This window comes from Bacillus aquiflavi, from assembly GCF_019915265.1.
Lineage (GTDB): Bacteria > Bacillota > Bacilli > Bacillales > Cytobacillaceae > Bacillus_BT > Bacillus_BT aquiflavi.
Window position 1 is genome coordinate 2,020,170 of record NZ_CP082780.1, and the last position, 13,852, is coordinate 2,034,021.

Below are 13,852 nucleotides of genomic sequence, written 5' to 3' on the forward strand. Positions count from 1 at the left end.
AGCAATTATAGTTTATTTTCGTTACAATCCTATTCTATTTCTTCTACTTGATATATTAAGCTATACGTCCTTCTGTTGAAACTAGTATATAACCAACTACTTTATCTTCCATCTTGAGCCTTTTCCTGTACAACTTTAGCATTCATTGTAACATTTATATTTGTTTGGAATAAATTCTGTTTATAACACACAACCGTTACAACACACTGTACAATGACTTTCAAAAATCACAAAACCTCTTTTTTTCACGCTACCATTTTCATACATTCTACATAGTCATGACAATCTATAAAAACATTTAACACTTAATACACTTATAAAATGATAGTGCTTTTCAAATGATTACGCTCAAAACGAAAAAAAAGCACTTTTTGCCTTTAGTAGACAATGAAGTGCTTTTGTATTTTTAGTTTTAGAACTATGGGGCTGTCTCAATAGTCATTGAAAAATGTATTTGAGAACAGCCCTTTTTTTAAATCGAAACTGGTAATACACTTTTAACTTTTGAAATCACCTCATGATCATCATAATCCTCCAACAAAATATGTATCGTCCCCTCATCTTCGTGCGTTCGTATGAGTCGTCCGATTCCTTGTCGTAGACGAAGAAGCATATAAGGCATATCTACTTGTAAAAATGGTGTGGCAGCTGCTTCCCTTTTTGCAGTAAATACCGGATCTGATGGTGGAAACGGTAATGAAAAAATAATTACATTCCTTAGCGATCTTCCAGGTATATCTAATCCTTCCCATAAATGGACGGAGCAAAGTACAGATTGAACATCATTTTGAAATAGATCAACTAAAGTACTGATTTCTCCATCTCCTTCGTAATATATCGGGTATTTTGTGTAAGAGTAAGAGTTGACAAACTTTTTAAATGCAAATAAGTCTTCTCTATTTGTAAATAATACGAGTGCACCCCCATCCGATTCATTAATAGCTTGTAAAACATAGTGAGCTTTCTTTTTGAAGTGATCTTCTTGATTAAACATCGGCAACTGCAGCTTCATTTTATTATTATAATCAAATGGAGACTGAACAGAAAATGACAAATAATCTGTAATCCCTAAACTATTTGCAATATAAGCGAATGATTTATTTTCTGATAAAGTAGCTGATGAAAAAATAAACGGCTTCTTTTCTGAAAATACTTCCTCCTGCAGTATTTCTTCTACTAAGCGAGGCATAATGACGATAGTTCGATCGTCGTTATGCTCTTCTAACCAAGTAATGGCTTGTCTATTTTTAAGCAGTAATGATAAAGAATATGTCATTTGATCAATATGTTCTTCAACGACTTTTAAATCATATTCGTTCATTATGTATAATTCAGCCTCAAATACGAGTTCTTCTTCAATTAACTGTAAGATGGTCAGTAGACTGTTTCCGACTTGAATTAGTTTTTCTGAAGAATTTAAATCAATTTCCTTTTTATCTGATCCCATTGCAGATGAGGAGACTGTTATTACTTCCATAAAGAAGGCTTTATTTACATCAATTGCTTTTTCAATTAAATGTAATGTTTTTTCACGGACATCATTTGTTAAAAGCCTAGTAAGCAAAGTTTCGATCGTTTGTTCAGTAATTCGATATGTTAATGCTTTCTGAGCAGCATATTCAAGTAAATGCCCTTCATCAAATACGACACAGCTTCCATTAGGAAGAAGCGGTAGCTGTCCTTCTCGCTTTCTAGCTTCTTTAGTCCAAATGTGTTCCATATAAAAATCGTGGGAACAAATAATTAAATCTTGTCCATTTCGGTAATAATCGCGATGTAATGTTTGACCACAGCGATGTCGCTTTTCACAAGTAAAGCAATCTTGCAGTGAATCCCAAGAAATTTGCTTCCAAGTAAAATCATTTATCTCCGGATAATCTTTCCGATCTCCATACGGTTTAAATATTTGCATTGAACCTCCGCCATGAATAAATTCAGGAAGCTCATTGTATATTTTGCTGATGAGAGTAGTATCATGACTTGCAACTGCATGGTCAAGCTTTTTTAAGCATAAATATTGATCACGTGATTTGGCGAGCCTAACATCAATATTTAACTGTAATATTTGTTCAAGCTTTGCCACATCTCCTTGTTTCTTTACAAGCTGTTCGATCAGCGTTTCATCAGCACAGGCAATAATTGCTGGCTTATGTGTATAGCGTGCATAACAAATCGCGTATAACAAATAAACAATCGTCTTCCCCGTTCCAACCCCTGCTTCAGCAAACATGACCTTTTTTTCCTTAAAGGCTTTTTCAAGTTGAAACGCTATATAAATTTGTTCATCACGCAATTCTAAGCCAGCTTCTGGGAGCCATTCATAAAAAACATCACCGATCCATTCACTTAATTTATCAAAAAATGATTCGGTTTTAGATAGTGGAAATGGTAAACGGTTTTGCATTAAACCCCTCCGTCGTCGATCAATTTAAAAATCACTTTACATTTTAGCAAATAGAAGGGGATAGTCAATTAAATAAGTAAACAACACACCTTAAAATTCAAAAAGGACTGTAGCATTTACAGTCCTTTCATCTAGCGAATGCTATTTTGAGCATTTAATGAAAAAGATAATGCTTGGTCATAGCGCTCCTTTGCTTCATATAACTGTCTTATAGCTGATTCGGAATAATCATGATCTTGCCGGATCATTTCCATTGTAGATGACAATGCTTTTGAAATCCTTTTGAAATCAAGTTGTGATCGATACATTTCCACCTCTCCTAATCGAATATCAATGGTAATCATATTTTATTCGATTAAAAGAGTTTTTATGCTTTTACTTTATTCTCGAGGCGGTCTTTCTCCCCAAAATTGATAGTAATCCGTTTTAATAAATCCGTTAAATAGCTTCCGCTTTTTCGTTGCCTGCTTTCCATATAACTCTTCAAACTGCTCATGTGAAGTCAAAATGTAAACTGACCATGTTTCAAGGAGTGAAAATGTTTTTCCCATTTCACGGTACATTTGTTCAACTAAGCTTTTTTCACCGAGACGCTCTCCGTATGGCGGATTTCCGACAATAACACCGTAGTCATCATTTGTTGTAAAGTCAGTCACTTGCATTTGTTTAAAGGAAATTAAATCACCTAATCCTGCTTCTGCGGCATTTTCAGATGCAATTTTAACCATTCGATGATCAATATCTGAACCTATAATCGAGAGAGGTTGATCGTATTTAGCTAATTCCTCCATTTCAGCTCTTGCTTCCCCCCACACCTCGGCCTTCAGCCACTCCCATGACTCTGATACGAATTCCCGGTTAAACCCTGGAGCAATATTTTGTCCGATTAATGCTGCTTCAATTGGAATTGTACCTGAACCGCAAAATGGATCAACAAAGGGACGATCAGGCTGCCAGTTCGTTAACATTACAAGTGCCGCAGCAAGGGTTTCTTTTAATGGTGCGCCCCCTTGACCAACTCGATATCCCCGTTTATGAAGTCCATTCCCACTAGTATCAATGGTAATTGATGCAATATTTTTATGTAAAGCAACTTCAACTCGATAGAACCCTCCATTTTCTTCAAACCAGCTTGTCCGTTTATAATACTTTTTCATTCGTTCAACAATAGCTTTTTTTACAATTGCTTGACAATCAGAAACACTGAAAAGCTTCGATTTAACAGACTTACCGATAACCGGAAACTCAGCGTTTTCTGGTAAAAACTGTTCCCATGGTAATGATTTTTTTTTTTCAAACAGTTCATCAAATGTGAACGCTTTAAATTCACCAACTTTTATTTTAATCCGATCAGCTGTCCTCAGCCATAAATTACTTCGTGCGATCGCAAGTTCATCTCCTGCAAATTGAATTTTTCCATTTTCAACTGTACAGTCATAACCAAGCGCACGTACTTCTTTTGCTACAATTGCTTCAAGCCCCATCGCTGATGTTGCAATTAATTGGTATTTACTCATTACGTCACCCTTATTCGTTCATTCTTTTTTATAGGCAATGTTTAAATGACATACGTATAGACTACAGGATCACATGGCCTTTTTAGTATACTGAAAAGATCGTTCTAACGATCATATAACAGAGTTATATAGTATAGCCATTTTATCAAAAAATCGTCTTAAATTGATTGACAAGATAATAAAAGCTCCCCTTCCTAACAGGAGAGCTCAGACTGTTGACAAACGGTCGCATTCATCGTTGCTCGCACTTCGTTGTAAGCTCTTGAACACCTGTTCTATTCGCTTCCGCCTTATTGCTCGACGCCTTGACTGTCAAGCGTTTTCAATCAGTCTTTCAGGCACTTGCCTCAAATATTGACATTATGTATAAGCCAAAAGCTCTCCTTCCTAACAGGAGAGCTTCTCATTTTTGAAATTTATACATTGATAACGTTCTGTAAGCCATGTTCTGTACCTTTGTACTGCAAGTGACTATTCGTCTCGTACTCAGGCGGTAATCATCTATCTACAGATTGTATTCAACCTGTCTTTCTCCTCGTTGTTGTTCCTTAGAGAAAGTGCCCCTACCGTAATTTGGGTTTCTCGCTCGTGGGGTTTACCTCGTTCCACCCTTTTCATTTCTGAAAAGGCTACGTCACTGTGGCACTGTTAAAGGTATTCATGCCATATCTATCATGACTTAGGCATTTTCCCTGCCGTCAGTTAAGTATACCTTAACTGCCCTAGCTTATTGTTTCACTAAGCACGAACACTACGAGCATCTCAGCTCGTGCGAGCATGGACTTTCCTCTGCAATAAGCATTTGCTTGCTTTATTACAGCGATTACCCGAACGTTATAAATGTCCATACACTATTATAATAAATAACTGTATAATTAACAATGGTTTTAAAAGTTACTCATACAATTTACTTCCAAACACATGCTTTTCAAGATTAGAAAGTCTTTGTAGAATGTCAAAATTTGTTGTACCAGTCGGTTGTACTGGTTGACGTTGTTTTGGAGTCTTTGGAGTCTCTTCCATCTGTCTTCTTAATTTTATGTTTTCTTGTTGTAAGTCTTCAATTATTTGGTGAAATGTTTCATAATCTTTTATTATTAGATCAAGGAATTTATCAACTTCTTCTTGCTTATAACCACGCATTGTGATTTTAAATTCTTTTTCAAGAATATCTTTTGCCGTTAACTTTATTTTATCTGACAGCATTCCATATTCACCTCGGTATCGCCAATCATCATCTTTATTTTTTCAAAATTACTCTGTTTTGTCAATTATTCTTTTCACAAGTCCATACTACTTTTTTACAAAAAAAATTTTAATCAGTCTTGGGGGCTTTTGTTCAAATCTTTTATCTTTTAATCTTTTTTTTACTCCTTCTTCCTCTACGATTAATTGAAGATCGTAAAAACTAATCAATCTTATTTCATAGGAGTGCTTTTCTTGATACTGTTCTGCTGCTGTTTTTAACAAATATTTTGGACTTCCTTCTTTTTCGTGGTCGTATAGAAGAAGCAGTGCATTACTTTTTTCTACTAAAAACTGATTTTTAATGCGGAATTGCGCTGGACTTTCATAAGGACGCTTCGTAATTGAATTAATATAATCTGCTTTTGCAAGAACTGTTTCGTACACTTCTTTATTTTGCTCATTCCACATTTTTTCTTGATCTAGAAATGGCGTTAATACAGCTAGCTTTAAATTTGAAAACTCTTCTTGCAGTTCAAAAACGACTTCGGCAGTCCAAAGCTCAGCACCAAGTTGTCCGCTAATTAAAACCCATTCAAGACCTTCATGTAATAATAATAGTAATTCTTTTTTCAACGCCTTCTTTATGTATGTAACACCTATGTCATTTTGTTTAAAAATTCCTAGTTCAAACGGCTTGTATCCAGAAACTGTGACAACATTAATCAATCAATGTTAACCCCTTTTTCTCTCGTGTTCTCATTATAACCTTAATTGCGATTAGATAGAAGGAAAAACATTTTAAAAAAGCACCAAGGGTAAATAAATATACCCTTGGTTAAATGCAAATCATCCCCAATACGGTGGTCTAGGGCGTGGTCCTGGCCCAGCTCCACAGGAAAGATGTTGATTTGATACTTCATTCGCTGCTGAATAAGAATGTGGAAAATAATGCTGATGCTCATATAGATGATGGTTTACGGTTGTTGTATGAGTCGGATGAATGTGCGGTACAATTGATTTTGAAAACGTATGATTCATACAGCATTTAGTCGGGTGTACAATAGCAGGCATAACATTTGGTCCACAATACATTTGAATAAATCTCCTTTCCTCATATACTGTATACATTAACAGGCTATGAAGGAAGGTGAACTCTTGTACTAATGCAAATACCTATTTTTATCATTTTAAAACAAATTGTGTTTCCTATATGTAAAATGAACTTATAAATAACATGATCGTAATTTGTCTCTCCTTTATTACTATGTTTCCGATTACATTTATATGTTATGAAATTTGCACTTTTTCTGTTTATTTACATAAAATAACGTAAAAGATTTTAATAAGGAGAGATCATCATGTCTTCTAAATTGCCAAAAAAACAACAGAGCGAACATCATGAACCTTTCGGACAACTTATGAAATCAATGAATCAATTTTTTCAAGAAAGGCCAGTTAGAGGGCTTTTACAAAATATTGATAACTTCTTTCTAAAACCTTTTCCGTTATCTGCTTTCTCTGTCGATGTTATTGAAAAAGAGAATGAACATCTCGTAACTGCTGAACTTCCTGGCGTCAATAAAGAACAGATCGATATTCATATTTTCGAAAACCATATTACAATTTCCGTAAATAACAAAGAAATTATTACTGAAGAAGATGAAAACAATCATGTTTTTGTAAAGAAACAATCTTTTGGTCATGCATCAAAAACAATTTCATTGCCGCAACCAATTAAGGAACATAAAGTGAAAGCTTCATATAAGGACGGCCTATTACAAGTCCGAATCCCGAAGGAAAAAGGAAAACGAATTTCGATTGATTAATGCAGTGTCACCCTGTGTTTAGACTGATTGTTAACAAACGAACTCATGAACGATTGTTTTCTTTATAATCCTCATAATATGCGACTCGACAAGTCTGAAGAAAATATTTACATTTGCAGGGATACCCTGCTTTTTTATTTCTCTTTTAGCGGTATAAACAAATGAATAAATAAAAAAGAGGCTGTTATAATTTCTAACAGCCTTTAACAAATTAGTCATTTTTATAGAGCTTTACTTTCATCCACTTTACGTGTTATGAATCAACCAGATGCTTTAAAAATCGATGAAAAACCCTTCACCAAAGAAGATACTTGATTAACAGCATTCATCATACTCCCAGCTGTATTCATCATTTTATTAAAATCAATTGTTCCGTCTTGACTTTTAAATGAATTCACAATTGAGTTTAATCCCCCTGGCTGTTTTTGGATCATATTGTGCTGGGGATATGGATTTAAATTTTGATATCCCTCCATCTGCTGGTAATGAAAAGGATCCTTCTCATCATTAGGCTGAAGCGGGTTTTGAAATAAGCTTTGCGCATGATGAGAATGTGAAGACATTCCTTGATAATAAGGATCATAGTTTTGTAAGTGCGGATGAAATCCCTGCTCATGATTATAATAGTAAGGGTTCGCCATTTGTTGAGAATAGTGATATGGATTTCCTTTAGGGTAATGTAAAAATGGAGATGGCTGCATCATGCCATGTTCTTGAAAAGGTATTCTATTTATAGGAAGCGAACTTTCACCATATGGAATATAGGCTTTTCTCTTATTTGGACGGAGCATAGGCAAACATCCTCCTTATTTATTGGCTAATATAATCTATGAGGAAACCGCTTATATGGTGATTAACTTTCATTCCTTTGGATTAGCTTTCATTTTTAAGACGCTATTTAGCACATAGTCAATAGAGCGTATATAGTTTATAAAGCGTGTTCTGCTTGTAGATGGAAAAAAAGCTTGTACAGAAACTAACTGCAAATTTTCAACCGTGCTATCAATTTGTTTTACATGAACGTTTCTCGGTTTATTATCGATGATCCACTGTTTCGTATTTTCAGCCCATATTTCACTTTTTCCCTTAACAAGATTAACAAACGGTTTTACAACAGTTAAAAAATCCACTTCTGCCTTCGTACTTTTTACTTGCTCAAATTGTTCTTCTGCATAACGGCTAAGCTGTAATAATTCGTTTGTTAATTTTTTCAAGTTATCATTTGATACCATTTCTCTCATACCTCTTTTAAATCATATTGAGCAATTGATTATACTATATTGTCCATGAATAGCAAAGCATTTTTACTATGATACTGTCATGACATTTAATTCTTCTTCAACAATTAACAGACGTTTGTGGCATTCCTTTAAACTCTTTTCATGCTTGTAAAATAAATCATTTCTCAGTTCGTTCAACGAAATAGACAAAGTTGATTCTAGCTCTTCTAATTGTTCATGAATTTCGTTTAGTGTAGCTACAATTTGATCTTTGCTAATCATTTTATCCTACCCCCTTTTTATACTATTAGCTTATTCTCGGTTTCATTTCACCTTCCTTCCTTAGTGACAAAACTAGAAGCAATTCGGCAAAGAAAGTGATCATTTTTTAGGATCTTTGCACTATTCGACAAATGAATGAAATGTGAGAAAAGGATTACACTATATAAAGTGAATAACTATCAGTTGTAGTAAGTTCACACAATTTTTTTAATGTTAAACATGGAGGTAAAAGATATTGAAAAGAAAAAGTACCGACAATAAACGAATAAAAAAACAAAGCAAAAAAACAACAGAATCAGCATACGGGGATCCAAAGCTGACTGGTCCAAACAGGCCAGCAACATAAATTTACTCAATAATCTTCCGACCCTACATATTAAGCAAGGACTTTAGAAATTTGCTCCTTGCTTTACTTCAATTAAATAACTGTTTAACCGCCGTATATGCAGCTAGCTGCTTTTGCTTTTTTTCATACCACGAAGTCAGCTTAATCGGATAAATATGTTCAATTGGCATATTAAACCATTTTCCTGACTTATTCTTTTTTGCCTTCCAATCTTGGCGTTTTTTGATATCGTGATTAATAATTGGATATGTCATCCGAAGAAATGGTGTTACCCGCTCTACCTTTTTTAGAAAAAATCGTTCGTAATCATAGCGTGATCCTGTATGAACAGTGCGTTCAGAAAATTCATAAAACAAATGAAATAAATCAAAGTCAAATAAAATAGAAGCAAGTCTTTTCCCCAAATCGATCCGCCTCGTCACATTATTAAATTTATTCACACTTGCGCCATATAATTCCCCTCTACACGTTGGAAAAAGGACTACACTAAAATGGAGAGCATCTTGAACTAAAAACGGTAAAGAACGAAAAACTCTTTTTTTATAAACAGGGTGTTCTAAGACAGCTTCTTGAATTACATTTTGTTCATTAATAATTAAACTAGTGAGTAAACGATTTTCATCTTTAAATAACCAAAACTGGTTCCATTCATTTTCCATAAATTGTGATACGTGAAAATAACGTAATAAATGAAACATTGGCCTATTCAATTTCGTCGAATAATGATAGAGCAACAATTGAGGAAAAGCATCTTGAAAGATGAGCCAGTTAGCACGTTCATATGTTAAAAAAAGGCGTCTTCTCATTTCAGGTTGGATTATTTCCCGATAGATGCTTCCTTCAAGATCACACATATTCCAGCCTGCATTGCGGGAGACCATACTTGCTAAAAACGACCATTTAATATTTTTATGCAGATTAAAAAACTTTCGATAACTGTTGGTTCTTGCAATATTATCAACATTATATTTACTTGTCTTCGAACGGATGACATCTAGAAGTTTTTTTTCACATTCTAAAAGAGGAGTTGTAAAACACATCATTTTATTCAATCTCCTTTAAAAACAATTACATTTATAATGAGTTGATTTGGTATTTTTTATACACCATTTTAATTCAGTTTTAGGTATAATAAATAGTAGTTTGTGAGGTGGCAAAAATGAAAATTCATTACCCAAACGGGCAGCCTTATCAAGTTAAAAGAATTCAACAATCTAAAGGGAAAAAGTTGATATACGGTAATCGCGGCATGACTTTGGAAGAAGATTTAAATGAAAAAAATAAATTTTATTTAGTCAATCGCATTGCTGTCATTCATAAAAAACCGACGCCTGTCCAAATTGTTGATGTTGATTATCCGCGAAGAAGTGCTGCTGTAATTAAGGAGGCATATTTTAAACAACCTTCAACAACAGACTATAACGGTGTTTACAAAGGAAAATATCTTGATTTTGAGGCAAAGGAAACGAAGAGTGCTACTTCATTTCCTTTAAAAAATTTCCATGAGCATCAAATAAGTCATATGAAGGAAGTACTCTTCCATGGGGGGATTTCTTTTGTCATTTTACGCTTCTCCACAACTGAAGAAGTTTTTTTGCTGGAAGCAAAGGATTTATTTGTATTTTGGAATAGAATGGTCAAAGGTGGAAGGAAATCAATTACAAAAGAAGAAATAGCTCAATTTGGATACAATATTCCTCTTGGATTTCAACCTAGAATCGACTATATTAAATTAATCAATCAACTTTACTATTAATTGAAATTATTTTCCTTATGATAAAATTGATGCTCATTCTATGTTGACCAAAAAAATTGATCGCATCTGGCGCCCGTTAACGAATAGAAAGGAAGGAACAGCTTATGACAGAAAAATATCAAAGTAGAGAGGAGCGCCGTAGACTTGCAGCAAATAAGAAAGCTAAAAGCAAAGGAAAACAAAAACCTAAAAAACTATTTAAAAAGATTTTTATGGCTTTCGTTATTCTTGGAATTATCGGATTACTTACTGGTGCTGCAACGTTTGCATTTTTAGTAAAAGACGCTCCAAAAATTGATGAAGCCTTATTAAAAGATCCAATCTCTTCGAAAATTTATGATAAGGATGGAAATTTAATCCGTGAAGTTGGCACTGAAAGAAGAGAATATGTTGATTATGAAGATATACCTGAAGTAATGAAAAATGCTGTACTGGCAACAGAAGATGTTCGCTTCTTTAAACATAGTGGAGTTGATATTATTCGAATCGGCGGTGCTGTTGTTGCAAATATTACTGGCGGATTCGGTTCAGAAGGAGCAAGTACAATTACACAGCAATTAGTCAAAAACTCCTTTTTAAATCCTGAAAAAACAATTAAACGAAAAGCACAGGAAGCATGGCTTGCCTTTCAATTAGAGCGTAAATATACAAAAAAAAAAATATTTGAAATGTATGTAAATAAAAATAACATGTCACAAGGTGTTCATGGGATTGCCACAGCGTCTAAAGTTTATTTTGATAAAGAGTTAAAAGAATTAGAGGTTCAAGAAGCTGCGTTACTAGCTGGTCTTTTTCAAAGTCCAAACAGGTATAATCCATTTAAACATCCTGAACGTGCAGAGAAACGAAGAAATGTTGTATTAACATTAATGAATCAGCATGGCTTTATTTCTAAAGAAGAAATGGAAAAAGCAAAAAGCATCCCTGTCACTGCTTCATTAATTCCTGAAGAAGAACGAAAAACGGATTTACAGCCGTTTGATTTTTTTATTGATCGTGTGATTGATGAAGTCGAAGAACTTGGAGACTATAATATTTTTGCTGACGGTTTAAAAGTTTATACAACTTTAGATTCAAAAGCACAAACTCATGTTGAAAAAATATTAGATACAGATGAAATTATTCAATACCCAGATGAGAAGTTCCAAGCTGGGATTACTCTCCTTGATACAAAAACAGGTGAAATCAGAGCATTAGGCGGAGGAAGAAATCAAGAAGTTCAGCGAGGATTTAATTTTGCTACAGATACAAAAAGGCAACCTGGTTCAACGATAAAACCAATTTTAGACTACGGTCCAGCAATTGAACATTTAAAATGGTCTACTTATCACCAGCTCAATGATAAACAATATGCATATTCTGATGGAACACCGATTAACAACTGGGATAATAAGTTTATGGGCCAAATGTCGATCCGTGAAGCACTTGGCAGATCTAGAAATATTCCAGCCTTGCAAGCATTACAGGCAGCTGGTCTTGATAAAGCTAAAGAATTCGCAGTCAATTTAGGCATACCTCTTGAAGAAATTCATGAATCATACTCAGTTGGAGGGCTTAAAGAGGGAGTGTCTCCGTTACAAATGGCAGGTGCGTACAGTGCGTTTGGTAATAATGGGGTTTATAATGAACCGTATGCAGTGAAAAAAATCGAACTTCGTGATGGCACAGTAATTGATACAACACCAGAGTCTCAAGTTGTAATGAAAGATTACACTGCCTTTATGATTACTGATATGCTAAAAGAAGTATTAAACGCCCCTTATGGAACAGGGAGAGCAGCAAACATTCCTAATTTACATGTTGCTGGTAAAACTGGAACAACAAACTATACGGATAAAGAGCGAGGGCAGTTCGACATCCCTAAAGGAGCGGTGCCTGACGCATGGTTTGCTGGTTATACAACAAATTATTCCTTAGCCGTATGGACTGGTTATGAAAATCGCTCTGAATACATTCCTTCAGGGAATTCACAAAAAATTGCACAACACATTTTCAAAAATTTAATGGAGGAAGTTTCCAAGGATGTTGAAACACCTGACTTCGAAGTACCAAAAAGTGTTGTAAAAATTGGTGTAGAAAAAGGTTCTAATCCGCCAAAGCTTCCAAGTAAAGGAACACCAAAAGATGCGGTTACTTACGAATATTTTGTTAAAGGACATGAACCGAAAGCTGTCTCACAGAAATTTGAGAAAATTGATGCCCCTAAAGGCTTGAATGCAAAGTATGATGAAGCAGCAAATGAAATTGCTTTATCATGGGATTACAAAGACTCTGAAGTTGAATTTGAAGTTACGATGTCCGTAAATGGCGGACAGGGACAACAACTGGCTGTTACATCAGATAAAGGTGTAAAAGTAGCAAATCCACAGCCAGGAGCAAGTTATACATTTAAAGTTACGGCTATTGCTAACGGCCGACGAAGTAGTCCAGCCACTGCTGCAATAACCATTCCTGGTCCAGCTACAGATGAAGAAGATGAAGATAAAGATGAAAACCCTGATGAAGATAATGAGGATAAAGATGATGAAAATCCTCAAGATGGAACGAATGAACCAGCTGAACCAGCAGATGGAACAAATGGGCCACCTCAGCCAGGAGATGGGACAAATAACGGCAATGGAAATAATAGCGGAAACGACGATAAAAGAGATGATCCAGGAAACAATGGCGGAGATAATGGTGGAAACGGAGATGGCGGTACAACTCCTCCTCCACCAACTAATGGAGATTCAAATAACAATAATAATAATCAGGGAGAGTAAACTAAAAAGAGGCTGGGACAAAACTAGCTTCAAATAGTGAGAAAGGTGAATTTGAGTACGCTCAAATTCACCTCTCTCTATTTTTGTGTATATATTCCTCTATTCCCTCAGTTGTTGACAGTGAATTTTCTTAAATTCACTGCCATTAACGCAAGACCCATTTCGTTCTCTACCTTCAATTTTCCTCGTACAGAAAATCGTGTAAAACGTAAATTGGCCTTCAATAATCCAAAAACTGGATCCACGTCGATTTTGCATTTTCGATAGATGGCACTCGCTTTCTCTTTTGAAAGCTTCGCTCTTATATATTCTTTTTACTGTTCCCATTTTTTATTCATCATTAATTTGCGATTGTTGCCTTCTTATGCTTTTGTAAGATGTGCGAAATGGGCATATTTTGAACTTCCGTTGGAAGCCTGTACGGTCATTATGGACAGAATGATTGTATAGCTGGTTTGACTTTTCAATTAAACTTAAGCATCATGCGTGGATGATAGGCAGGACAGCCCTCATTTCGCAGAAATGGTTCGAACGCTTCATGAGGGATACTT

General features: G+C 34.9%; 13 protein-coding genes, 1 other RNA gene and 1 pseudogene. 3 read left to right on the forward strand and 12 right to left on the reverse strand.

Translation table 11 applies throughout. The annotated features are described in order from the left end of the window. Positions 1-472 precede the first annotated feature (472 nt). The 7 genes from K6959_RS09640 to K6959_RS09670 form a co-directional block, all read right to left on the reverse strand. On the reverse strand, positions 473-2,404 hold the full coding sequence (locus K6959_RS09640; RefSeq protein ID WP_223086370.1) for an ATP-dependent DNA helicase: 1,932 nt from the start codon (positions 2,402-2,404) through the stop codon (positions 473-475). A 131-nt stretch (positions 2,405-2,535) separates the two neighbouring features. Next, the gene (locus tag K6959_RS09645) at positions 2,536-2,712 is read right to left on the reverse strand and encodes a hypothetical protein (RefSeq protein ID WP_163239968.1); all 177 of its coding nucleotides are present in this window, start codon (positions 2,710-2,712) and stop codon (positions 2,536-2,538) included. Between the two features lie 72 nt (positions 2,713-2,784). Next, positions 2,785-3,921, reverse strand: a complete 1,137-nt coding sequence (locus K6959_RS09650) for a THUMP domain-containing class I SAM-dependent RNA methyltransferase (RefSeq protein ID WP_223086372.1) — start codon at positions 3,919-3,921, stop codon at positions 2,785-2,787. A 432-nt stretch (positions 3,922-4,353) separates the two neighbouring features. Continuing rightward, positions 4,354-4,756: RNase P RNA component class B (gene rnpB / locus K6959_RS09655), an RNA gene on the reverse strand. A gap of 59 nt (positions 4,757-4,815) precedes the next feature. Next, positions 4,816-5,127, reverse strand: a complete 312-nt coding sequence (gene gpsB, locus K6959_RS09660) for a cell division regulator GpsB (protein ID WP_163239964.1) — start codon at positions 5,125-5,127, stop codon at positions 4,816-4,818. Between the two features lie 87 nt (positions 5,128-5,214). Further along, positions 5,215-5,832, reverse strand: coding sequence for an SLOG family protein (locus tag K6959_RS09665; protein WP_223088355.1), 618 nt, complete (start codon positions 5,830-5,832; stop codon positions 5,215-5,217). 123 nt (positions 5,833-5,955) lie between these two features. Then, entirely contained in the window at positions 5,956-6,201 is a 246-nt protein-coding gene (locus tag K6959_RS09670; RefSeq protein ID WP_163239962.1) for a spore coat protein, read from the reverse strand. Positions 6,202-6,467: 266 nt separating this feature from the next. Between K6959_RS09670 and K6959_RS09675 the strand changes: the two genes are divergently transcribed. Then, positions 6,468-6,935, forward strand: a complete 468-nt coding sequence (locus K6959_RS09675) for an Hsp20/alpha crystallin family protein (protein WP_163239960.1) — start codon at positions 6,468-6,470, stop codon at positions 6,933-6,935. A gap of 260 nt (positions 6,936-7,195) precedes the next feature. On the opposite strand, the gene K6959_RS09680 is transcribed toward K6959_RS09675, so the two are convergent. The 4 genes from K6959_RS09680 to K6959_RS09695 form a co-directional block, all read right to left on the reverse strand. Then, positions 7,196-7,726, reverse strand: coding sequence for a YppG family protein (locus K6959_RS09680; RefSeq protein WP_262421762.1), 531 nt, complete (start codon positions 7,724-7,726; stop codon positions 7,196-7,198). 69 nt (positions 7,727-7,795) lie between these two features. Then, entirely contained in the window at positions 7,796-8,167 is a 372-nt protein-coding gene (locus K6959_RS09685) for a YppE family protein (protein ID WP_163239958.1), read from the reverse strand. 75 nt (positions 8,168-8,242) lie between these two features. Further along, positions 8,243-8,437, reverse strand: a complete 195-nt coding sequence (locus tag K6959_RS09690) for a hypothetical protein (protein WP_163239956.1) — start codon at positions 8,435-8,437, stop codon at positions 8,243-8,245. 414 nt (positions 8,438-8,851) lie between these two features. Beyond that, complete coding sequence (locus K6959_RS09695) at positions 8,852-9,826, reverse strand: DUF2515 family protein (RefSeq protein ID WP_163239954.1); 975 nt, start codon at positions 9,824-9,826, stop codon at positions 8,852-8,854. A gap of 116 nt (positions 9,827-9,942) precedes the next feature. On the opposite strand from K6959_RS09695, the gene recU reads away from it, so the two are divergent. Both recU and K6959_RS09705 read left to right on the forward strand, forming a co-directional pair. Then, on the forward strand, positions 9,943-10,539 hold the full coding sequence (gene recU / locus K6959_RS09700; protein ID WP_223086374.1) for a Holliday junction resolvase RecU: 597 nt from the start codon (positions 9,943-9,945) through the stop codon (positions 10,537-10,539). A 104-nt stretch (positions 10,540-10,643) separates the two neighbouring features. Beyond that, on the forward strand, positions 10,644-13,301 hold the full coding sequence (locus K6959_RS09705; RefSeq protein WP_223086375.1) for a penicillin-binding protein 1A: 2,658 nt from the start codon (positions 10,644-10,646) through the stop codon (positions 13,299-13,301). 107 nt (positions 13,302-13,408) lie between these two features. Here the strand turns inward: K6959_RS09705 and K6959_RS09710 are convergent. Continuing rightward, positions 13,409-13,739: pseudogene (locus K6959_RS09710) on the reverse strand (transposase); the annotation flags it as partial. Positions 13,740-13,852 lie beyond the last annotated feature (113 nt).

Excerpts from the sequence above, each read along its gene's own strand:
- K6959_RS09640 (WP_223086370.1), bottom strand. The coding sequence starts at position 2,404 with ATGCAAAACCGTTTACCATTTCCACTATCTAAAACCGAATCATTTTTT.
- K6959_RS09645 (WP_163239968.1), bottom strand. The coding sequence starts at position 2,712 with ATGTATCGATCACAACTTGATTTCAAAAGGATTTCAAAAGCATTGTCA.
- K6959_RS09650 (WP_223086372.1), bottom strand. The coding sequence starts at position 3,921 with ATGAGTAAATACCAATTAATTGCAACATCAGCGATGGGGCTTGAAGCA.
- gpsB (WP_163239964.1), bottom strand. The coding sequence starts at position 5,127 with ATGCTGTCAGATAAAATAAAGTTAACGGCAAAAGATATTCTTGAAAAA.
- K6959_RS09670 (WP_163239962.1), bottom strand. The coding sequence starts at position 6,201 with ATGTATTGTGGACCAAATGTTATGCCTGCTATTGTACACCCGACTAAA.
- K6959_RS09675 (WP_163239960.1), top strand. The coding sequence starts at position 6,468 with ATGTCTTCTAAATTGCCAAAAAAACAACAGAGCGAACATCATGAACCT.
- K6959_RS09680 (WP_262421762.1), bottom strand. The coding sequence starts at position 7,726 with ATGCTCCGTCCAAATAAGAGAAAAGCCTATATTCCATATGGTGAAAGT.
- K6959_RS09685 (WP_163239958.1), bottom strand. The coding sequence starts at position 8,167 with ATGGTATCAAATGATAACTTGAAAAAATTAACAAACGAATTATTACAG.
- K6959_RS09690 (WP_163239956.1), bottom strand. The coding sequence starts at position 8,437 with ATGATTAGCAAAGATCAAATTGTAGCTACACTAAACGAAATTCATGAA.
- K6959_RS09695 (WP_163239954.1), bottom strand. The coding sequence starts at position 9,826 with ATGATGTGTTTTACAACTCCTCTTTTAGAATGTGAAAAAAAACTTCTA.
- recU (WP_223086374.1), top strand. The coding sequence starts at position 9,943 with ATGAAAATTCATTACCCAAACGGGCAGCCTTATCAAGTTAAAAGAATT.
- K6959_RS09705 (WP_223086375.1), top strand. The coding sequence starts at position 10,644 with ATGACAGAAAAATATCAAAGTAGAGAGGAGCGCCGTAGACTTGCAGCA.